The sequence below is a fragment of the Sphingosinicella microcystinivorans genome (assembly GCF_027941835.1).
In the GTDB taxonomy this organism is placed as follows: Bacteria; Pseudomonadota; Alphaproteobacteria; order Sphingomonadales; family Sphingomonadaceae; genus Sphingosinicella.
On record NZ_CP116005.1, the window covers coordinates 2981841 to 3002331 of the forward strand.

Consider the following 20491-nt stretch of genomic DNA (forward strand, 5'->3'; position numbering starts at 1 on the left):
CGGGCGTAAACTACTCCGCGATCGCCTCTTCGATGACGTCGTAGATGCGGGAGAGGTCGGCGTCGTCGGTGCAGTAGGGCGGCATCAGGTAGACGGTGTTGCCGAGCGGGCGGAGCAGCACGTCGCGTTCGCGGAACGCGGCGAGCAGGCGCGGGCCGAGCGCGGAGAGGTAGTTGCCGGTCGTGTCCTCGACCTCCACGGCGGTGATAGTGCCGATCCGGCGGGCGTTGCGGATGCGGGGGTTCGTCGCAAGCTTCCCAAGCTTCTGCTCCTGCCGCCGCGCAAGGTCGGCGATGCGGTCCAGCACCGGCTCCTCGCGCCAGATCGCGACGTTGGCGACGGCGGCGGCGCAGGAGAGCGGGTTCGCCGTGAAGCTGGACGAATGATAGAACAGCTTTGCGCGGTCCTTCGACAGGTGCGCCTCGAAGATCGGCGGCGTCGCGAGCGTGACGGCGAGCGGTACAGCGCCGCCGGTGAGGCCCTTGGCGAGGCAGAGGATGTCCGGCACGATCCCGGCCTGCCCGCAGGCGAGCAGCGTGCCGGTGCGGCCCCAGCCGGTCATCACCTCGTCGGCGATGAAGAGCACGCCGTGGCGGCGGCAGATCGCGTGCATCTCGCGGAGCGTGTCCACGCCGTACATCATCATGCCGCCCGCGCCGAGGACCAGCGGCTCGACGATGAAGGCGGCGGGGCTTTCGGTGCGGCAGAGATGTTCGAGGGCGTCCAGCGTCTCCTGCTCGCGCCAGGCGGCGGGGAAGGGGACGGTGCCGACATCGAACAACAGTGGTTCGTAGGCGGCATTGTAGACGCCGCGTTCGCCCACCGACATCGTGCCGATGGTGTCGCCGTGATAGCTGTGCTCCATCACGAGGATGCGGTGGCGTGCGCCGCGATCCCGCCAGTAGCCGAGCGCCATCTTGAGCGCGACCTCGACGGCGGTCGAACCGCTGTCCGAAAAGAAGACGTGCGCGAGCGGGGCGGGCAGCATCTCCACGAGCGCGGCGGCGAGCGTTTCGGCGGGCTCGTGCGTCCAGCCCGCGAAGATCATCTGGTCGAGGCGCGTCGCCTGATCGGCGATGGCGGCCATGATGCGCGGGTGGCAGTGACCGTGCGTCGTCACCCACCACGAGGAGATGGCGTCGATGACGCGGCGGCCGTCGTCCGTGTAGAGCGCGCAGCCTTCGGCGCGGACGACGCGCGGGATCGGCTCGCCGAGGCCGTGCTGCGTGAACGGGTGCCAGACGGGCGAGATCATCGGAAATCCTCCAGCCGGAAGGCGGATGCGAAGGCGGACGACAGAGACGGCGCGGCGAGCGGGACGCGGGGGAGGCGACCGAGACGCCTTACTTTGCCGATCGCCGCGATTGTGGCTTCGCTGTCTTCGTTGGTGTCGCCGGAGAAGGCGATGCCGAGCACGGGGACGCCGCGCGCGCGCAGCGCCTCGATGGTGAGCAGGCTGTGGTTGATCGTGCCGAGCCCGGTGCGGGCGACGACGACGACGGGAAGGCCCCAGCGGGCGAACAGGTCGGCATGGAGCAGCTCCCGCGTCACGGGGACGAGCGCGCCGCCCGCGCCCTCGACGACGAGCGGGTCGTGCGCGGGAAGCGCGAGGCGGGCGGGGTCGATCTCGATGCCGTCGAGTTCGGCGGCGCGGTGCGGCGAGCAGGGCGTCGTCAGCCGGTAGGCCTCGGGGAGGATGCGATCCGCGGGGAGGCCGGAGAGTGCGGCAACGCTTTCGGCGTCGCTGCCGTCCTCGAGGCCCGCCTGCACCGGCTTCCAGTAGTGCGCGCGGAGCGCGCCGGCGAGCGCGGCGGCGAAGACGGTCTTGCCGACGCCGGTATCAGTGCCGGTGACGACGATGCGGCTCATGAAAGCGCGTCTTCGAGGACGGCGGCGAGCGCCGACACGTCGTCTTGGGTGGCGTTCAGCGTCAGCGAGATGCGCAGGCGCGAGGTGCCCGCGGGGACCGTCGGCGGGCGGATGCCGCGCACGTCGAACCCGGCGGCCTGGACGGTGGCGGCGGCGCGCATGGTGCGCGCGTCGTCGCCGAGGATCACGGGCATGACCTGCGAGCCGGAACAGAGCGCGCCGTGCGGTCCCAATACGCGCTCCGCATGGGCGATGAGCGCGGCGAGCCTCGCGCGGCGGTCGTCGGCGCCCTCGATGATGCGAAGCGCCGCGCGCACCGCCGCCGCCATCAGCGGTGAGGGCGCGGTCGAGAAGATGAAGCCGCGGCCGCGGTTGACGAGGAAATCGGTGACGACGGCGGGCCCGCAGACGAGCGCGCCCTCGCAGCCGAGCGCCTTGCCGCAGGTGTGCAGCGTGATGATGTTCTCGCGGCCTTCGAGCGCCGCTGCGAGGCCACGTCCGCCCGCACCGAACACGCCGGTCGCGTGCGCCTCGTCGATGACGAGCACGGCGTCGTTCGCCTCGGCGAGCGCCGCGAGGTCGGCGAGCGGGGCGTGGTCGCCGTCCATGCTGTAGAGGCTTTCGACCGCGATCCAGACGCGGCCCGCGCCGCCGCGCCCGCGCCATGCGGCGATCGCGTCCGCGAAGGCGTCCACGTCGTTATGGGGCGCGGCGGCGGTTTCGGTGCGCGTGAGGCGTAGCCCCTCGTGGACGCTCGCATGGATGAGGTCGTCGTAGACGACGAGGTCGCCGCGCTGCGGCAGCGTCGAGACGATCGCTGAATTCGCGGCATAGCCCGTGCTGAACCAGAGCGCGCTTTCGGCGCCGAAGAAGCGTGCGGCCTCCGCTTCCAGCGCTTCGTGCTCGGGATGGTTGCCGCGCAGCAGGCGCGAGCCGCCCGATCCGGCGGGGACGCCGCGCGCGATCGCCTCCGCGACCGCCGCCGCGAGCGCGGGATCGCCCGCCAGCGCCAGATAGTCGTTCGACGAGAAGTCCGTGCCCGCGCGCGGCATCAGCCGCCTGCGGCGCGACGCGGCGTCGAGCCGCTGGAGATCGCTGGCGAGGGCCTCGAAAACCGGCATGGCCCGCTGCCTAGACCAAGACGCCGCCAAGGAACATGTCTTTTTGATGCTTGCAGGATTGCGATTTTGACCCCATCTTTCTGCCTGAGTTCAATGAGCGAGAAAGGAGGTGACCGATGTCTCATGGTTCAGCGATGGGGTCGGTTCAGCTCGTTCGGGGGTATCGCGCCTGAGGCTTCGGCCTGAGGAATAGACGGGTTCCCGGGCCGGACTGCCGGCCGCTGACCCATGTTGAAAGGCCGCTGCCGGAGCCATCCGGGGCGGCCTTTCTCCTTGTATGGCGCTGCAATGCAGCATTTTCGGACGAATCGAGCTTGCGCCGGGACGGGGCGTGCTCCGCGGCCGTTTCCTGCGGAACCTTCGGGCTATGCTGCGGTTGCCAAACCGTGGGGCGTACCCGCGTCAGGTGTTTCGAGAGGGAGAAGGATGAACAACCCGAAGATGTTTCTGAAGATTGCAGCCGTTGCCGTGATGTTCGCAGCGCCCGTGAGCGCGCAGGTCGCCGAGCCCGCCCCGTCGGATTCCGCCGCCGTAGCCCCGGCGGACGCTGCGCCGCCGGCGGAAACGGCCGTCGCCGTCGATCCGAATTCCGTGGTGGGCAACGTGCTCGCCACGCCGGAACTCAGCACGCTCGCTGAGGCGGTGAAGGCGGCCGAGCTCGTCGACGATCTTTCGCAGCCGGGGCCGTTCACGGTCTTCGCGCCCAACAACGATGCCTTCGCGCGGCTCGGCGCGGGCACGATGGAGCAGCTGCTGCAACCGGCCGCGAAAGAGCAACTTTCGGGACTGATCAGCTATTTCGTGGTGCCCGGCAAGCTGACGCAGGCCGACGTCGTTGCCGCCATCGAGGCGGGCGGCGGCAAGGCCGAGGTGAAGACCGTGCAGGGCGACACGCTGACGGCGACGCTGGACGAAGGCCTCGTGAAGCTGACCGACGGCCAGGGCAATGCGTCGTACATCACCAAGTCCGACGTTCAGGCCTCGAACGGCGTCGTGCACGTCGTCAACGGCATCATGGTTCCGGCGCAGGGCTGAGCATACCGCGCCCGACAATCGCGTTGCGTTCAAGGCTTTACAGGAACGCCCCGCGCCCCTATGCGGCGTGGGACGTTTCCATTCTGGGTGAATCCGCCCCTTTTATCCCCGATATCCCCGTTATCCACAGACGGCCGAGGCTATTTTTCGCTTTGGCGACTCACTGATTCGTGAGACCTTCGGATCGTGGTCGGAAGGCGGTTGAAGCCCGGAAACGGACGGAAATCCCTGGAAAACCACCAGGGTCACGGTTCCATTCTGTATGCGGCGCGAGAGCGAAGCCCACAGGAAACGCCGATGGTCCTCGATACCGGAAACCCCGGCCCGCAACGCCCGCAGGTGCGAAGCACAGGCGACGCAAGCGGACCCCGGCGAACGGCATCGAAATGCGAAACCGGTCGATCCCCCCGGGACCGCCGGAGACGCAAGCCCCGACGCCTGAACGTCAGCCGCATGGCTGAACGGCACAGGACCAACGGAGCGAGTGGGGGCTGGCCGAAAGGTCAGCCCCCGTTTGCTTTGAACCGGGTCGAAAATCCGCCCATGCCGGGCTGCAAAGCGCGGCTTTCTGCGCGCGCCTTGGCTCACGTACCTTTAGTACGCTCCGCTCCGGTTCCATAAAGCACCATCATTATAATTTGCGAATCGAACTTTAGATTGGCGCTTGGTCGAGTGGGCAAATCGACACGTTGATCGGAATTCCCTCTCAAGGGACGGTTCAGTTCCCTATCCGGCAGGCGCTCTAAAGCAGCCGTCCGGAGGAAAAGTCCTCTTCAATCAAGCGGTTTGTTTCGAGTGGCAGCTTCGTCCTTCCTTGTCAAACGGCGTTCAAAAGGGACCCCCGATCGGCGTCGAAGAGGGACCCCCTTTTCGGATAATATGATGCTGGTTTGTTGAAGATGGCCTTGCGCTGCGTGCGGCGGAGGGCGGGCGTAGCCCGACCGGAGGCGCGCGCAGCGCAAGATAGATTTTTGAAGGCGCCGAAGGTGGCTGTCAGCTGCGGTTTTTGAAGCGCCAGCTGTCGTTGCCCGTCTCGACGATATCGCAGTGGTGGGTGACGCGGTCGAGCAGCGCCGTGGTCATCTTGGGATCGCCGAACACGGTCGGCCATTCGCCGAAGGCGAGGTTCGTGGTGATGATGACGCTGGTCCGCTCATAAAGCTTGCTGATGAGGTGGAACAGCAACTGCCCTCCCGAGCGGGCGAACGGCAGATAACCGAGCTCGTCGAGCACGATCAGGTCGAGCCGCGACAGCTGCGCCGCCAGGGTCCCGCCTTTGCCGATCCGGGTCTCCTCTTCGAGGCGTGTCACCAGATCGACGGTGTTGAAGTAGCGGGCGCGAGCGCCCCTTCGCACGACATTGGCGGTGATCGCGATGGCGAGGTGGGTCTTGCCTGTCCCCGTGCCGCCGACCAGCACGATATTGCGGCGAGGCGGGAGGAAGGAGCCATCGTGAAGGGAGCGGATCATCTCCTCATTGATCGGTGTGCCCTCGAAGCTGAACCGCTCCAGGTCCTTCACCACGGGCAGCCTCGCAGCCGTCATCCGATAGCGGATGGAGGCTGCATCCCGGTGGGTCGCCTCAGCACGGAGCAGGTCGGTCAGTATCTCCATGGTGGTGCGCTTGCGCTGGAGGCCGGTGGTGACCGCCTCGTCGAACGCCGCCGCCATGCCCTTGAGTCCGAGGCCGCGCATCGTGTCGATCATATCATGCCGCTGCATCATAGCCTCGCAGCAGATCATAGCGGGCACAGTCGGCGAGCGGAGGATGCTGCAGCATCCGGTCTTCCGAAGTGACGATGCTGTGGGGTGTCGCCGGCTCGCGGCGCCGGGAGAGGATGTTGAGGATCAGCTCGTCGCTGGCCGTTCCGTTCGCCAACGCTTCGCGCACGGCAGCCTCTACCGGCTCCAGGCCATCGGTGAGCACCGCCGAGAGGACCCGCACGAACCTGCGATCGGCCTCGTCCCCGGTGCCGAGCCTTCGCCGTAATCGGTGCAGGGCGGGCGGCAGATCCCAGTCCTGGAACGGTGCGCCGTTACGCAGCGCGCCGGGCTTGTGCGCGAGGACCGGCAGATAATGCCAGGGATCGTATATCGTGCGGTTCCGACCGAAGTGGCGCTCATGCTCCCCGACGATCGCATCGCCGCAGCGTATGACGATGCGATCGGCATAGGAGCGCACCTGAACGGTCCGGCGTGCGGCCGTCGACATGACCGAGTAGCGGTTGCGATCGAAGCTGATGAGGCAGGTGCCGGTGACGGCATGCTCGCTCTCATGGAAGCCGTCGAACGGTGCCAGGATCGGCTGCAGGGCCGGTCGCTCCATATCCAGCGCCTCGGCGACGGTAATATCCCCGCGTTCGGGATGGGCATGATGCTCGGCCCAGCGCCGGCACTCGGCCTCCAGCCACCCGTTGAGCTCGGCCAGGCTGGCGAACCGGAGTCGCGGCTGGAAGAAGCGGCCTCGGATCGTCTGGACCTGCTGCTCGACCTGGCCCTTCTCCCATCCCGCCGCCGGCGAGCAGGCGGTCGGCTCGACCATGTAATGATCGGTCATGATCAGGAAGCGGCGGTTGAACACACGCTCCTTGCCGGTGAACACGGCCGTCACCGCCGTCTTCATATTATCGTAGATACCGCGTCGCGGCACACCGCCGAAGAACGCGAACGCCCGGGCATGGGCATCGAACAGCATCTCCTGGCCCTCGCGCGGATAGGCTCGGACATAGGGTGCGCGCGAGTCGCAGAGACGCATATGCGCCACCTTCACCCGCATCGGCTTGCCGGCGATCTCCACATCCTCGTGGCTCCAGTCGAACTGGTAGGCCTCACCCGGCTGGAAGGTCATCGGGATGAACGCCGGTGCGCCTTCGCCAGCATCCTTCCGCCGCGCAGCACGCCAGCGCGCCGCATAGCGGCGCACCGCATCATAGGATCCATCGAACCCCTCGCGCACCAGCAGGTCATGGATACGCGTCATCCGTAGCCGATCGCGGCGGCCGCGACCTTCGTTCTCCTCAAGCAGCGCATCGAGACGATCCTGATAAGGACCGATCCGCGGCAGCGGCTGGACTTTGCGCTGATAGTTGAACGCCGCCTCCGGCGACCGGATCGCTTTGCGGACGACCTTCCGCGACAAACGAAGGTCACGAGCGATCGCCTTGATCGCCTTACCCGCTGCATGCTCACGCCGAATCCGAACCACTGTCTCCACGATCAACATCCCGTTCTCGCCAACTGATCAAAACCAGTCGGCCGACTAAATCCCCGGGATGAAGGGGTCCTTTTTGCACGCCGATCACCCCACGAAGGGGGTGCCTATTGCACGCTGATCCTCATCATTGGCACACATTCCGGCGCCAGAGCTCATCGGTAAGCGAACATTGCAGTGGGCCGACTTCCCGCAGTCTCTTCAGGACGAAATCGTTGTCTACGGCAAGCGCGCTTTGGAACAGGGGCAGTTCAATGACGATCATCGCCCGATCAAACCCGTCACACTGGGCAATTATTTGACCCGGCTGCGGGTGCTGCTTTCAGCATTGGTAGAGGACGGGGTGTCCGCCAGCCATTTCACGTCGCTTCAGAAGGTCATCGACCCCGATATGCTCAGGCGCGGGCTCGAAGCGCGGCTGGGAAAAAGAATGCTCGATGACCGGGCGCGCAAGGACATGCACGGCATGGTGGTCGCCGCGCTCAGCATTGCCCGCTACCTGAAGGCCGACGATGACCAGCGCAACCGCCTCCGCAAGCTGGAAAAGAAGGTCCGGTTCACAGCCGCCGGCATGTGCGAGAAGAACAAGAAACGGCTGGTGCCATTGCTCGATCCGAGGATCCGGAGACGGCTGCTCAATCTGCCCTATGTGGTGGCCGGCGAGTTGGGTGGAATCCGGGAGCCCACTGTCAGGCAAGCGCAGCGGATGCAGATGGCGGCCGGGCTGGGAGTTCTCCTTCAGGTTCCGATGCGCGTCCGCAATCTCGCGGAGCTCGATTTCGGCAAGGACATCCAGCCACCCATCGCCGGAAAGATCGGCAAATGGCGCATCGCGGTCGCCGCCGATGACGTGAAGAACAACGTCGCCATCGATGCCGAGCTTGATGACGGTCTTGGCAGGCTGCTCGATCGCTATGTAAATGTCTTCCGTCCGGTGCTCCTGAACGGCAATGCCACCACCAGACTATTCGTTGGCCAGTCGGGCACGCCCAAGGGGTCATCCGCCCTGTCGAAGCAACTGGCAAGATTTGTCCGGCGCGAGGTCGGCGTCACCATCCATGCGCACCTGCTTCGGCATCTCGCCGCGCATCTCTGGCTCATGGCGCATCCGGGCGACTACGAGACCGCGCGCCGCCTGCTGGGCCACAAGAATATCCAGACGACCATCAACTTCTACCACGGCCTCGAGAACGACAACGCGTTCGCCCGCTATGATGCTCTCCTCGATCGCATGCGGAAGGACGATGGTGTCGAGCCCCCCCATCGGGAGGACAGGCTGTGACCAGGCAGGCATTTCCTTCGCTCAAGGTCGAACAATGGCCCGAGTGCGACCGCAGGCTTTGGCAGAAAGCTCATCAGGCGAGTGGTCCGTTCGATGACGATGGACTGGCCGCAGGCTGGCGCCCGACCACGCTCAGGGGCTGTGAGCGGGCCTATGGCGTCTGGCTTCGCTGGCTTGAGGACGACGGGAAGCTCGACCTACCGCTGCACCCTTGCGACCGTATCTCCCGGGAGCGGATCAAGGCATTCCTTGACGCGTACGAGGTTGGCCGGGCCGAACTGACGGTTGCCGGAACGCTGCGCGATATCGCCTATGTGCTGCGGGCCTGCGCGCCGCCGGATGGTGTCGCCTGGCTCACGAAACTCGCCCACAGGATGGTGAACAGGGCAAGGCCGAGCCGCCCCAAGCTGCCCCGCATAGCCAGGGCGAGAGACATTATCGCCCTTTCCGGCAGTCTGATGGAGGAAGGGCTGGAGAAACTCCGCAAGGGACAACGCGGCGGCGCACAGCTTTACCGCGACGGCCTGATCATCGGCCTGCTGATCAGCCGTCCCTTGCGACGGTGCAATCTCGCCGGTCTCCGGCTCGGCCGCAACATGTTCATCGACGATCTCGGGGTGCGAGTCGCCATCCCCAAGGAGGAGACGAAGAAAGGCATTCCGGTCGACGGCTATATGCCGAAATGGCTTGAACCGGCGCTGTTCACCTACCTGGATCGGGTTCGTCCCGTCCTCCTGAAAGGCGCCGCAGACGATGACGGCTGGCTGTGGATCAGCCGTAGAGGCGGGCGTCTGTCGGCCGACGATATCTCTGTCCGCGTAACCCGTACCACGCGCAAGCACCTCGGCCGGGATCTCTCGCTGCACCTGTTCCGCGACTGCGCTGCCACCGAAGTCGCGCTTGAAGACCCGGCGCATATCGGCATCAACAAGGCCATACTCGGACATGCGACGCTCGCCTCCAGCCAGAGATACTACAATCAGGCGACCAGCTTCACTGCCTTCTCCCGTTACCAGGACGTCGTTCGGAGGCTTAGGGATGAGGATGCATGATTTGCAATTAATTGCACAAGATAGGGCTCGCAGCCCGATAGGTCCGTTCCGGCCCGGTCTATCGGACGTACCGGGTCCACACGACCCCGCTGGTTGCGGATTTCCAGCGCGCATAGACACTTGGGGATGGACGCCAGGCGCACATCCCGCACCAGCCCCCACGGCAGCATGGCGCTGCGGCGGGATGGTGTGTGTCGCATTCATGAGGCGTGCCCTACGAATGATGACGCCCAGCTTGTCATCGAAGCCCATGAGGGCGACGCTGCTCTTCTCCGTATCGCCGAGGTGGTCGGACGCCAGATCGCCCGCGAGCATATCCGTGCACGACGCGCGCAGGAATAGCACAAACGCCGGTCATCGTCGCGTCCGTGTCGCCTGGACAGGTTCTGCGCCCACAGCATTGCCGGCCGGTGCCCGGGACGGCGTGGGGAGATCGTTATCGTGATTCGTGTCGCCCTCTATGCCCGCTACTCGTCGGACCAGCAGAGCGCCGCTTCCATCGAGGACCAGCTTCGCATCTGCCGAGAGCGCGCAGAGCGCGAAGGCTGGGCCTCGGTGCAGACCTATGAGGATGCCGCGATCTCGGGCTCCAGCATCACGCTGCGCCCGGGCATCCGTGCGCTGCTGCGGGATGCCGAGCGTGGGGCGTTCGATGTCGTGCTCGCAGAAGCGCTCGACCGCGTGTCGCGCGACCAGGCCGATGTCGCAACGCTCTACAAGCACCTCCAGTTCGCAGGCGTGACGCTGGTTACCCTCTCTGAGGGCGAGATCAGCGAGCTTCATGTCGGGCTCAAGGGCACGATGAACGCGCTGTTCCTGAAAGACCTCGCGAAGAAGACGCATCGCGGCCTGCGCGGGCGCATTGAGAAGGGGCTAGCGGCAAGCCGCGCCGCCTACGGCTACAAGATCTTACGGCGTCTGACGGCGGACGGCGAGCTCGTGCGCGGCGAGCGTGCCGTCGATCCGGTCGAGGCCGAGGTCGTACGCCGCATCTTCCGGGCATTTGCCTGCGGCACCAGCCCACGCGCGATTGCCCGCGACCTCAATGCGGAGGGCATCCCCGGTCCGGGTGGCCGAACATGGCGGGACACGACGATCCGCGGCCATGCCGCGTGCGGGACCGGCATCCTTAACAACGCGCTGTATGCGGGCGTGCTCTCGTGGAACCACAAGCGCTACCTCAAGGACCCGGTCACGGGTCGGAAGGTCTCACGGCCCAATCCCGAATCGGAGTGGGTGCAGGTCGAGGTGCCGCACCTTCGCATCGTCGACGATGCGCTCTGGCAGGCGGTGCAGGCGCAGAAAGCGGTTCTGACCAAGCGGTTCGAGGCGGCCACCGCGGGCATGCGTGCGGCGCGAGCCTACAAGCTGGGTGAACTGCGCCGTCCGGTTTATCTGCTCTCGGGGCTGCTGGAATGTGGGGTGTGCGGCGGCGTCTACGGGATCGTGGTCAAGGACCGCTACGGCTGCATCAACCGTCACCGCCACGGCACCTGCGGCAATCCCCGCACGATCCGCCGGGCAGCTCTGGAGGCGCGGGCGCTGGCCGGTATCCGGGACAGGCTCGTCTCGCCTGAGAAGGTCGAGGCGGCGGTCCGCGCCTATGCCGCGCAGATCAACGACGCGAATCGCGAACGCCGTGCGCAGGTCGAGGCCGACCGGCAGGCGCTCGGCAAGGTCGAGCGGGCCATCGCCGGGATCATGGCGGCGATCGAGGACGGCATGTACCAGCCCGCCATGAAGGCGCGCATGGTGGAGCTTGAAAGGCAGAAGGCCGAGATCACGGCGCGGCTGTCAGAAGCCCCGGCGAGCATCCCCGATATCCACCCCGGCATCGCCGATGCCTATCGGCGCAAGGTCGCAGGCCTGGTCGAAACGCTCGAAGATCCAGAGACGCGCGCCGAAGCCGCTGCCGACATCCGTGCGCTCGTTGGCAAAATCGTCCTCATGCCGGGCGACAAGCGCGGAGAGGTTCATGCCACTCTCCACGGCGAACTCATGGGCATCCTCGACTTCGTCGGAAACGATGGCCCCAATGGGACGCCCGCACGCAAAGTTATAACGAAAGCGCCATACAGTTCTCGAAATCCACACTTTTCGCTCCGGCCTGAACGAAATCCCTTCGTCCAAAGTGTGTCTTCAGGTCATTCCGCTTCGCGCTTCAGCACTTCCTGCCGCACGCGCACCGAGCGGGTGGCGATTCCGGTCTCGACGAGGAAGATGATGAGGCCGGCGACGATGAGCGCCATCGCCCCGACGAACAGCACCGCGACGATGGTGCCCACGGCCGCGTCGGCAAGATCGCCGACGAACAGCACGCCGATGACGAGACAGATCGCGAGCGCGCTCGCCACGCAGGCGTAGATCGCCCAGTGCACCAGCACCATGCGGCGGTCGAGGATGGCGAGCTCGGCGAGTGCGCGCTCGCGCGCGGCCTCGTCGTAGCCGATGATGTCCCGCTCGATCACGCGCGCCCGGTCGATGACCCGCCCCAGCCGGTTCGCCATCACGTTCAGCAGCGCACCGATCCCTGCGATGAGGAACACGGGCGCGATCGCGAGCTGAACGGCATGGCCGATGTCGGCGATCTGCACGCCGGTGAAGGGCGAGGGGTCCATGCGCCGTACCCTTGCCATGCCGCGCGGGCCAGTCAATCCATGCGCTTTCACGCCGTACCAGAAAAGGCTATTTCGAGCTTTCAACAGGGTTTGCGAGAGGTTCGGGGGGTGATGGCGAGAGAGAACAGGTTCTTGACCGCACGGTCGATTTTGGCCGCCGGCGGATTGTTGCTGGCACAGCCGGTCCATGCCGCTTCGCAATATTATACGGTGATCTGGACGGTCGATCCCATCGCGGCTTCTCTGGAGGAAAAGACAGTCAAACCGGGCGATGTGATTACGGAAGCGCGCCTGCTGCCCTTGAGTCTCCTGACGATCGCTCATGACGCTGTCGGTATCGAGAACAAGATCATTGCGCCGGGCGGTATGCAGATGATGGAGCTGCAGGCGAATTTGCGATCCGCCTGCAGCTTCACGTTTCCGCGCGCTGACCTTTTGGAACGCTTATGGAGCGGCAATCAGAAATTCACCTGCCTCGTCGACGAGGATGATGATGGCCGCTTCGAATCTGCGTTCACCGTGATGAGCTCGCACATTGGCATTCCATCATCTTCGGGCAAGATTCCGAATAGGCGAACCGCGATAAACCCGGTCTCCTATCGGCGGATACCCTTGTCCGAGGGGGAGAATTTCCCGCGACTGCTTTTCAAATACTCGCATCAGGACAAAATTACGGGTCATGCCTATTTCGGCATATGCATAGCGAATTCGACAACACGGAAGGAACCCTGTTTTGACGGCTATTCCGGCGTCCGCAGTGACAAGCTTCCGAAAGAGATCGGCGCAGCAGGAAACTTGGCGATTGCGACCGCCAAGCAGGGCGCTCTGGTCACGCTCACCGTGAAAAACGGCTTTGTGCCTATGCCGTTCAAGGCCGCTGAATATGTCCGTTGGGTCTTTTATTGATAGCGTTTCCGTCGTTTCTTTCTCCAGAAACACGATCTATCCGCAAAAGATCACACGGATAACCGAGGGCGCGCTCAAGGAAGGACGAAACCGGCATCTTGAGCCTCACAGGTGTCGATCGTTGTCCGCCATCGCACACCCTGCCGGAAAGCAGCTCAGATCAGCCCGTGGCTGCCCGCCGTGGCGCTGAGAACGGTGACGACCGCGATCGCCAGCAGCAGCCGGTGCATACGGATCATCCGGTCGAACAGGGCCTCCGGATCGGGCGCGGCCCTGAAGTGGCGGTGCAGGAACAGGGGCTCGATGACGAACAGCATCGCCATGAACACCGCCCACAGCCCCACCATCGCGTGCATCCACCAGAAGCCGGGATCGACGAAACGGTCCCAGAGCCCCGCGCGGTGCGTCATCCAGAAACCGCTCACCCCGGCGAGCAGCACCCACAGCCGCGCCTGCGGGGCGAAGCCCCTTTCGATGCGATGAAACGCGGCCAGCCGTTCGCCGGGCGGATGCTCGCGAAGGATCGCCGGCATCACCACCAGCGTGACGAAGGCGACGCCGCCGATCCAGAACAGGACGGCGAGGACATGGACGGCGCGCGCGGCGGCAATGTCGTCCATGCTACACCGGCGGCGCGTCGTAGAAATCGACGCGCATCCTTATCGGCCCGAGCGGCTCGACGAAATGATCCTGCTGCGGCCGCAGCAGGCCGGACCCGCCCTGTTCCACCACGATTTCCGACGGCGGATCGAGATAGGTGAGCCTCAGGCGGCCCTCGAACACCCGGATGATGCCCCAGACGCCCGCCTTCGTGTTGTGCCGGCTCCGCAGCGCCGCGGGCAGGGTGTGCTCGTCGAACACCGGCGTGGAACGGTAGGGGGCGGACATGTCAGGCGACCTGCGGCACGCCGCTGCCCGGCCGGTGGAACATCGCGTACTGGAGGCTTTCGCTGATGCGGTGCGCCTTCGCCTGCAACGCAGCCGCCGCGGCGGGGCTCATCACCTCGCCCGCCGTGCGTGCCCAGAGCGCGAGCCAGCGATCGAACAGCGCTGGGGTGATGCGGCGGACATGCTTCAGGTGCGCAATCATCGGATTGCCCTTGTAGCGCCCGCTCGTCAGCATCACCGACGACCAGAAGGCGGCGAGCTTTTCGAGGTGCTCCGGCCAGTCCGCGATGGCGTCGTTGAAGACGGGTCCAAGCTCCGGGTCCGCGCGCACGCGCGCATAGAACAGGTCCACCAGCGCCTTCAGCTGTTCCTCGTCGATGTCCTGCACGTCCATCAGGGGGCTCCGACTCGTTTTCCGCACATCGGCAATCATGGGCTTTGAAAGATGTATTTCAAATACATATAATGGGCGTGCGACGAAATGGCAGGGGATGAAGGCGTGCGGCTGACGCGGTATACGGACTACGCGGTGCGGGTGCTGATGCACCTCGCCGTGCACCCGGAGCGGCTGTGCTCGATCGGCGAGATCGCGGACGCCTACGCCGTTTCGCGCAATCACCTGATGAAGATCGTGAACGACCTCGTGAACGCCGGCTATGTCGCCAGCGAACGCGGGCGTCTGGGCGGCATACGGCTTTCGCGGCCCGCCGCCGAGATCCGCATCGGCGAGCTCGTGCGCCATACGGAGGGCGAGGCCGGGCTTGCCGAGTGCGGCGCCTGCATCGCCGCCCCGGCCTGCGGCCTCGCGGGCGCTCTCGGCGAGGCGCTAGGCGCCTTCATGGCCGTGCTCGACGGCTACACGCTTGCCGACATCACGCGGCGGCGCGCGGCGCTCGGCGCGCTGCTCGGCACGGCGGCCTGACCGCTATTCGGCGGCCTCGCCTTCGAGCGCGAGTTCTGAGGCTTTCGGCTTCCGCTTGCCCTTCGGCTTCGGCAGACTCATCGGGGCGGCGGCGGGCCTCTTTTCGAGCAGCGGCTTCAGGTAGCGCGCGGTGTAGCTCGCTGCGACGTTCGCGACGGTTTCCGGCGTGCCTTCCGCGACGACCTTGCCGCCCGCATTGCCGCCTTCGGGGCCGAGGTCGATGATCCAGTCAGCGGTCTTGATGACCTCGAGGTTGTGCTCGATGACGACGATGCTGTTGCCCTGCTCGACGAGCGCGTGGAGCACTTCGAGGAGCTTGCGGACGTCCTCGAAGTGGAGCCCGGTGGTGGGCTCGTCGAGGATGTAGAGCGTCTTGCCCGTCGAGCGGCGCGAGAGCTCCTTGGCGAGCTTGACGCGCTGCGCCTCGCCGCCCGACAGCGTCGTCGCCTGCTGGCCGACGTGGATGTAGCCGAGGCCGACCTCGACGAGCATGTTCATCTTGTCGCGGATGGCGGGGACGGCCTTGAAGAACGCGGCGGCGTCCTCGACCGTCATGTCGAGCACATCGGCGATCGACTTGCCCTTGAACTTCACCTCCAGCGTCTCGCGGTTGTAGCGCTTGCCCTTGCAGACGTCGCAGGTGACGTAGACGTCGGGCAGGAAGTGCATCTCGATCTTCAGCATCCCGTCGCCCTTGCACGCCTCGCAGCGGCCGCCCTTGACGTTGAAGCTGAAGCGGCCGGGCTTGTAGCCGCGCGCCTTCGACTCGGGCAGCTCGGCAAACCAGTCGCGGATGTTGGTGAAGGCGCCCGTGTACGTCGCGGGGTTGGAGCGCGGGGTGCGCCCGATCGGTGACTGGTCGATGTCGATCACCTTGTCGAGATGTTCGAGACCCTTGATGTCGTCGACCTGCGCGGAGACGACGCGCGCGCCGTTCAGCGCCCGAGCGGCGGCGGCGTAAAGCGTGTCGATGGTGAAGGTCGATTTGCCCGAGCCCGAGACGCCGGTGATGCAGGTGAAGGTGCCGAGCGGGATCGAGACGTCAATGTCCTTGAGGTTGTTGGCGCGCGCACCCTTCACGGTGAGCTTCTTGCCGTTGCCCTTGCGGCGCGCCTCCGGCACCGGCACGGCGCGGCGGCCGGAGAGATAGTCGCCGGTGAGGCTGTTGGGGCTCGCGAGGATGTCGGCGAGCGTGCCTTCCGCGACGACCTGACCGCCGTGCGCGCCCGCGCCGGGGCCCATGTCGATGACGTAATCGGCGGTGCGGATCGCGTCCTCGTCGTGCTCGACGACGAGCACGGTGTTGCCGAGATCGCGCAGGCGCTTCAGCGTTTCGAGCAGGCGGTCGTTGTCGCGCTGGTGGAGGCCGATCGAGGGCTCGTCGAGGACGTAGAGCACGCCCGAGAGGCCGCTGCCGATCTGGCTGGCAAGCCGGATGCGCTGCGATTCGCCGCCGGAGAGCGTGCCGGACTTGCGGTCGAGGTTCAGATATTCGAGGCCGACGTTGTCGAGGAAGCCGAGGCGCTCGACGATCTCTTTCAGGATGCGTTCGGCGATCTGCTTCTGCTGGGTGTTGAGCTGGGCGGGGAGAGCCTTCGCCCAGCGGAAGGCGTCGCCGACCGGGCGGCGCACGGCGTCGGCGATGGTCTCGCCGGCGATCTTCACGGCGAGCGCCTCTGGCTTCAGGCGCGCGCCGTTGCAGGTCTCGCACGGCGCGGCGGACTGGAAGCGCGAAAGCTCGTCGCGCACCCACTGGCTGTCCGTCTCGCGCCAGCGGCGGTCGAGATTGTTGACGACGCCCTCAAACGGCTTCTTCACCTCGTAGGTCTTGCGGCCGTCCTCGAAGCGCAGCGTGATCGGCACGCCGCCGGTGCCGTTCAGCACGACGTCGCGGACCTCCTCCGGAAGCTCGTTCCACGGCGTGCGCAGCGAGAAATCGTAGGCCCGCGCGACCGAGCGCAGCACCTGCATATAATAAGGCGAGGGCGGGTACGATTTCGCCCACGGCACCACCGCGCCCTGCTCGATGCTGAGGGTCTGGTTCGGCACGACGAGCTCGGGATCGAAATAGAGCTTCTCGCCGAGACCGTCGCAGGCCGGGCAGGCGCCGTGCGGCGAGTTGAACGAGAACAGGCGCGGCTCGATCTCGGGAATCGTGAAGCCGGAGACGGGGCAGGCGAACTTCTGCGAGAACAGGATGCGCTCGCCCCCAGAATCACCGCTCCCCACGAGTTCCACCACGGCCAGCCCTTCGGCGAGGCCGAGCGCGGTTTCGAAGCTGTCGGCGAGGCGGGTTTCGAGGCCTTCCTTCACGACGAGGCGATCCACGACCACGTCGATGTCGTGCTTGTACTTCTTGTCGAGCGCGGGGGCTTCCTCGATGGGATAGACCGTGCCGTCGATCTTCACGCGCTGGAAGCCGGTGCGCTGCCACTCGGCGATCTCCTTGCGGTATTCGCCCTTGCGGCCGCGCACGACAGGGGCGAGCAGCATCAGGCGCGTGCCCTCGGGCATCGCCATCACGCGGTCCACCATCTGGCTCACCTGCTGCGCGGCGATCGGCTCGCCGGTGACGGGCGAGTAGGGGATGCCGACGCGCGCCCACAGGAGCCGCATGTAGTCGTAGATCTCGGTGACGGTCGCCACGGTCGAGCGCGGGTTCTTCGAGGTGGTCTTCTGCTCGATGGAGATGGCCGGGGATAGTCCCTCGATATGGTCGATGTCGGGCTTCTGCATCAGCTCGAGGAACTGCCGCGCGTAGGCGGAAAGCGACTCGACGTAGCGGCGCTGGCCCTCCGCGTAGATGGTGTCGAAGGCGAGGCTCGACTTGCCGGAGCCGGACAGGCCCGTGACGACCGTCAGCGTTTCGCGCGGTATATCGAGGCTGATGTTCTTGAGGTTATGCTCGCGCGCGCCGCGGATCGAGATGTGGGTCAGCATGGGGAGGGCTGTCGTTTCCTGTTTGTTCCGGTCGGACACTAGCCGCAAAACGGCGCCGGGGGAAGACAGGAGATGGGGACAGCGGACGCGCTTGGCAAGAACGGGAAGCGGCGGACCGGGCACATGCGGCAGTCCGCCGCTCCCTCGCGGGAAGATCAGGCGGTCCCGCGGCGGCGGAGGCCGACGGCGGCCGCGCCGAGCCCGAACAGCGCCAGCATGGCGGGCTCGGGAACGTCGGTGCCGTAGGGCTCGACGGTCAGGCTGTCGAAGTTGAAGTTGAAGCTGACGGCGCCCGCGGGAGGCGCGCCGGTGCCGCGGTTCACGAACAGCGAGAAATTCTTCTGGCCGGTGAAGATCGCGGGGTCGAACACGCCGGGCAGGTCCGAGGTCGACAGCGCGGAGAAGGGGCCGGAAAGCCCGATCGTCACCTCGAAGCGGACGGTGCCCGCAGGCTCGCCCGTAATCGCATCCGGCGTGAGGTAGATGTTGTTGAACGACAGGCGGTCCTGCCCAACCGTGAACTGGTCGGAGACCTGCATCGACCCGAGGTCGCCGCTCGCGGTGCCGCCGATGCCGCTGCCGAGATCGAAGCCGATCTCCTTGATGGCGCCCGCGTAGTTGTAGGCCGAGCGCGTGGCGTTGACGACGAAGGGCGTGCCGGTGGCGGCATCGTCGTAGATCACGTAGCCGCTGATCGTGGGCACCGGCGTGCCGAACACGTTGGGCGCGGCGGGACTGGAATTGACGCCGGTGAAGCTGACCTTGACGAGACCGGCCTCGGCCCCGGTGGAAACGAGCATCGCCAGCGCGGCGACGGAAAGGAAGTGACGCATCGCAAATGTCCCTGTTGCGGCCGACATGCCGGATGGCGGTCGACGGTTGCCGATGGTTCTTCGTTAACCATCGTGCGCGTCCGGGGGATGACGGGGTGATAATGGTTGGGTGACGGTCGGGCGGCAGGATCGTGATGGGCTGCGATGGGGTGGAAAGCAGACATTGACGCTATCGGCGCGGTGGTGAACAAGCCTGCACAAATGAGGCGCATTTATCCATTACTTCTCATCGTTGCCTGCGTAGTGCTGCTCGTTCTGGGACTATTCTGGAAAATCATCAGTGCTGACAATTGCATGGACCATGACGGCATGGTTGTCGCGCCTATGACCCGCAGCCAGCATTGTTTAGGTCGATAGCGTTGATTCGCCGAATGTCCGGCTTTGGGTCGTAACCAGACAGAACGTCATACCGGCGAAGGCCGGTATCCATGACCACGGTCGTATGGATACCGGCCTTCGCCGGTATGACGAGCGTGTAGGGTGGGATTGTCGGTGCGATATCGTGAGCGTCCGCCCTAAACCGCACCATAGCTCGCGTAGTGCGACCAGAAGTCGTTGTCCCGCGCGAAGTTCGTGAAGCTCATGCCGATCGTCACGTCCAGCCCTTCGACATGGTGCCACCAGCCGACGGGGAGGAACAGCGCTTCGCCGGGGCCGATGTCGGCGATCATCGCGGGCGGGCGGATGCCGTCGCCGGGGCCGGGTTCGAGCGGTTCGGCGCCCCAGTCGCTGAAGCAGTGGCGGCTGTTCCGCATCAGCGGGGTGTGATGGCTGGAGACGAGGCGCACGCGCTTGCGGCCCGCGATCTGGAGCAGAAGATTGTTGGTGAGATCGTGGTGCCATGGCGTGACCGTGCCCCTGGGGCCGATCCAGAGGAAACCGCCGGGACCGCCGGGCTCGGCGAGGTAGCCGGGGATGGAGCCGGTGTCCGCATAGAGCGGTGCAAGCGCATCGCGGTTGTGCGTGTGGTTGTTCGCGGTGACATAGAAATCGTTTGTCGGTGCGGCCTCGCTGGCGCGCAGGCGGGCGATGATCTCGCGGAACGGGCGGACGGCGCCGTGCGCATCCGAATTGCGTTCGTAGTCCTTGTCGGCCTCGCGATCCCATTGCACGCGGACCTCGGCATTGCCGACGCGCGCTTCGAAATCGTCCAGCGACCAGCGCTTCAGCGCAGGCCAATGATCGACGAGACCGGTGACGACGACGGGACGATGCGCGGCATAGAAATCGGAGAAGAAGGTTTCGGCGGAGAGCGCATGGACGCGCGGCACATCGCCCGATGCAGGCGCGGCGAGCTTCGCGTAGTTGGCGAGGAACCAGTCGCGCTTCGCGAGCCGCTGACGCAATCGCTCCCCGGCGGCAAGATAGGGGCTCTTCCGGGCACGCTCGATTTCCGACACGGCGAGCGCATGGCCGATGCCACGGCTCGCAATCCGCTGCGCGAGGCGCGCGGGGTCATCGCCGCCGAGCAGCGCTTCGGCGATCTCGCGGCGCAGGTCGTCGTTCACTGCGGCGACAGCGCCGCCGGCCTTCCTCGTCTTGCTCATGCCTGCCCGATCTTCATGTTCACGGGGCCGTCTATGGGCGGCCGATGTTTCACCGATTTGACACATAGCGACTTTCGTCAGCAGCCGTCAGCCGTTCGTCGGCGGCAATGATCGTTCGTCGAGCGGCCTTCGCGGGCAATCGAAGCCGTGCGGCGGAGACGAACGGCGCGCGGTAACTACAGGATGCGGATCGGGAGCGACGGACCCCACAGTCCCAGCAGTCCGGACGTTCCCGGTTCGCAGCCTGAAATTCCCCGCCTCCCACAG

Annotated in this window: 17 protein-coding genes and 1 pseudogene; 6 read left to right on the plus strand and 12 right to left on the minus strand. The window is 65.8% G+C overall.

What is annotated here, in order from left to right; all coding sequences use genetic code 11:
• Window positions 1-10: 10 nt before the first annotated feature.
• Genes PE061_RS14300 through PE061_RS14310 form a run of 3 tightly spaced genes read right to left on the minus strand, consistent with a single transcriptional unit; the run spans window position 11 to window position 2990 of the window.
• Window positions 11-1255, minus strand: a complete 1245-nt coding sequence (locus tag PE061_RS14300; protein ID WP_271255925.1) for an adenosylmethionine--8-amino-7-oxononanoate transaminase — start codon at window positions 1253-1255, stop codon at window positions 11-13.
• Complete coding sequence (gene bioD / locus PE061_RS14305; protein WP_271255926.1) at window positions 1252-1869, minus strand: dethiobiotin synthase; 618 nt, start codon at window positions 1867-1869, stop codon at window positions 1252-1254. The genes PE061_RS14300 and bioD overlap by 4 nt, the downstream gene beginning before the upstream one ends.
• Window positions 1866-2990: an 8-amino-7-oxononanoate synthase gene (locus tag PE061_RS14310; protein ID WP_271255927.1), complete on the minus strand. Its 1125-nt coding sequence runs from the start codon at window positions 2988-2990 to the stop codon at window positions 1866-1868. The genes bioD and PE061_RS14310 overlap by 4 nt, the downstream gene beginning before the upstream one ends.
• A 426-nt stretch (window positions 2991-3416) precedes the next feature.
• Between PE061_RS14310 and PE061_RS14315 the strand changes: the two genes are divergently transcribed.
• A complete protein-coding gene (locus tag PE061_RS14315) occupies window positions 3417-4025 on the plus strand; it encodes a fasciclin domain-containing protein (protein WP_271255928.1) in 609 nt (202 codons plus the stop codon).
• A 993-nt stretch (window positions 4026-5018) separates the two neighbouring features.
• Here PE061_RS14315 and istB read toward each other — a convergent pair.
• Window positions 5019-5747 (minus strand): IS21-like element helper ATPase IstB, encoded by a 729-nt coding sequence (gene istB, locus PE061_RS14320; RefSeq protein ID WP_031304487.1) that lies wholly within the window; start codon window positions 5745-5747, stop codon window positions 5019-5021.
• Entirely contained in the window at window positions 5734-7248 is a 1515-nt protein-coding gene (gene istA / locus PE061_RS14325; RefSeq protein ID WP_021238707.1) for an IS21 family transposase, read from the minus strand. The genes istB and istA overlap by 14 nt, the downstream gene beginning before the upstream one ends.
• Before the next feature lie 160 nt (window positions 7249-7408).
• Here istA and PE061_RS14330 point away from each other — a divergent pair, with 160 nt between their 5' ends.
• The 3 genes and pseudogenes from PE061_RS14330 to PE061_RS14340 all read left to right on the plus strand — a co-directional run.
• Window positions 7409-8518: a tyrosine-type recombinase/integrase gene (locus tag PE061_RS14330; RefSeq protein WP_271255929.1), complete on the plus strand. Its 1110-nt coding sequence runs from the start codon at window positions 7409-7411 to the stop codon at window positions 8516-8518.
• Entirely contained in the window at window positions 8515-9570 is a 1056-nt protein-coding gene (locus PE061_RS14335; protein WP_271255930.1) for a tyrosine-type recombinase/integrase, read from the plus strand. Before PE061_RS14330 ends, PE061_RS14335 begins: the two co-directional genes overlap by 4 nt.
• 441 nt (window positions 9571-10011) lie before the next feature.
• Window positions 10012-11064: pseudogene (locus PE061_RS14340) on the plus strand (recombinase family protein); the annotation flags it as partial.
• Between the two features lie 650 nt (window positions 11065-11714).
• Here PE061_RS14340 and PE061_RS14345 read toward each other — a convergent pair.
• Window positions 11715-12272 carry a DUF2721 domain-containing protein gene (locus tag PE061_RS14345; protein ID WP_271255931.1) on the minus strand — a complete coding sequence of 186 codons (558 nt, stop codon included), beginning with the start codon at window positions 12270-12272 and terminating at the stop codon, window positions 11715-11717.
• A gap of 48 nt (window positions 12273-12320) precedes the next feature.
• On the opposite strand from PE061_RS14345, the gene PE061_RS14350 reads away from it, so the two are divergent.
• Entirely contained in the window at window positions 12321-13094 is a 774-nt protein-coding gene (locus PE061_RS14350) for a hypothetical protein (protein WP_271255932.1), read from the plus strand.
• 155 nt (window positions 13095-13249) lie between these two features.
• Here the strand turns inward: PE061_RS14350 and PE061_RS14355 are convergent, their stop codons facing one another.
• From PE061_RS14355 to PE061_RS14365, 3 genes are read right to left on the minus strand one after another with little or no spacing between them, the layout of a single operon-like run.
• Complete coding sequence (locus PE061_RS14355) at window positions 13250-13714, minus strand: hypothetical protein (protein ID WP_271255933.1); 465 nt, start codon at window positions 13712-13714, stop codon at window positions 13250-13252.
• Between the two features lies 1 nt (window position 13715).
• Complete coding sequence (locus tag PE061_RS14360; protein ID WP_271255934.1) at window positions 13716-13982, minus strand: DUF1971 domain-containing protein; 267 nt, start codon at window positions 13980-13982, stop codon at window positions 13716-13718.
• Window position 13983: 1 nt separating this feature from the next.
• A complete protein-coding gene (locus PE061_RS14365; protein ID WP_271255935.1) occupies window positions 13984-14376 on the minus strand; it encodes a group III truncated hemoglobin in 393 nt (130 codons plus the stop codon).
• 105 nt (window positions 14377-14481) lie between these two features.
• Between PE061_RS14365 and PE061_RS14370 the strand changes: the two genes are divergently transcribed.
• Window positions 14482-14904, plus strand: a complete 423-nt coding sequence (locus PE061_RS14370) for an Rrf2 family transcriptional regulator (protein WP_271259210.1) — start codon at window positions 14482-14484, stop codon at window positions 14902-14904.
• A gap of 3 nt (window positions 14905-14907) precedes the next feature.
• Here PE061_RS14370 and uvrA read toward each other — a convergent pair whose 3' ends face one another.
• From uvrA to PE061_RS14385, 3 genes are all read right to left on the minus strand, one after another.
• Complete coding sequence (gene uvrA / locus PE061_RS14375) at window positions 14908-17844, minus strand: excinuclease ABC subunit UvrA (protein ID WP_271255936.1); 2937 nt, start codon at window positions 17842-17844, stop codon at window positions 14908-14910.
• A 155-nt stretch (window positions 17845-17999) separates the two neighbouring features.
• Entirely contained in the window at window positions 18000-18677 is a 678-nt protein-coding gene (locus tag PE061_RS14380) for a PEP-CTERM sorting domain-containing protein (protein ID WP_271255937.1), read from the minus strand.
• 515 nt (window positions 18678-19192) lie between these two features.
• Window positions 19193-20224: a cupin-like domain-containing protein gene (locus PE061_RS14385; protein ID WP_271255938.1), complete on the minus strand. Its 1032-nt coding sequence runs from the start codon at window positions 20222-20224 to the stop codon at window positions 19193-19195.
• Window positions 20225-20491: the final 267 nt, after the last annotated feature.

What these genes read in the sequence shown, in the direction of transcription:
- PE061_RS14300 (WP_271255925.1), bottom strand. Translation starts at nt 1,255, where the DNA reads ATGATCTCGCCCGTCTGGCACCCGTTCACGCAGCACGGCCTCGGCGAG.
- bioD (WP_271255926.1), bottom strand. Translation starts at nt 1,869, where the DNA reads ATGAGCCGCATCGTCGTCACCGGCACTGATACCGGCGTCGGCAAGACC.
- PE061_RS14310 (WP_271255927.1), bottom strand. Translation starts at nt 2,990, where the DNA reads ATGCCGGTTTTCGAGGCCCTCGCCAGCGATCTCCAGCGGCTCGACGCC.
- PE061_RS14315 (WP_271255928.1), top strand. Translation starts at nt 3,417, where the DNA reads ATGAACAACCCGAAGATGTTTCTGAAGATTGCAGCCGTTGCCGTGATG.
- istB (WP_031304487.1), bottom strand. Translation starts at nt 5,747, where the DNA reads ATGCAGCGGCATGATATGATCGACACGATGCGCGGCCTCGGACTCAAG.
- istA (WP_021238707.1), bottom strand. Translation starts at nt 7,248, where the DNA reads ATGTTGATCGTGGAGACAGTGGTTCGGATTCGGCGTGAGCATGCAGCG.
- PE061_RS14355 (WP_271255933.1), bottom strand. Translation starts at nt 13,714, where the DNA reads ATGGACGACATTGCCGCCGCGCGCGCCGTCCATGTCCTCGCCGTCCTG.
- PE061_RS14360 (WP_271255934.1), bottom strand. Translation starts at nt 13,982, where the DNA reads ATGTCCGCCCCCTACCGTTCCACGCCGGTGTTCGACGAGCACACCCTG.
- PE061_RS14365 (WP_271255935.1), bottom strand. Translation starts at nt 14,376, where the DNA reads ATGGACGTGCAGGACATCGACGAGGAACAGCTGAAGGCGCTGGTGGAC.
- uvrA (WP_271255936.1), bottom strand. Translation starts at nt 17,844, where the DNA reads ATGCTGACCCACATCTCGATCCGCGGCGCGCGCGAGCATAACCTCAAG.
- PE061_RS14380 (WP_271255937.1), bottom strand. Translation starts at nt 18,677, where the DNA reads ATGCGTCACTTCCTTTCCGTCGCCGCGCTGGCGATGCTCGTTTCCACC.
- PE061_RS14385 (WP_271255938.1), bottom strand. Translation starts at nt 20,224, where the DNA reads ATGAGCAAGACGAGGAAGGCCGGCGGCGCTGTCGCCGCAGTGAACGAC.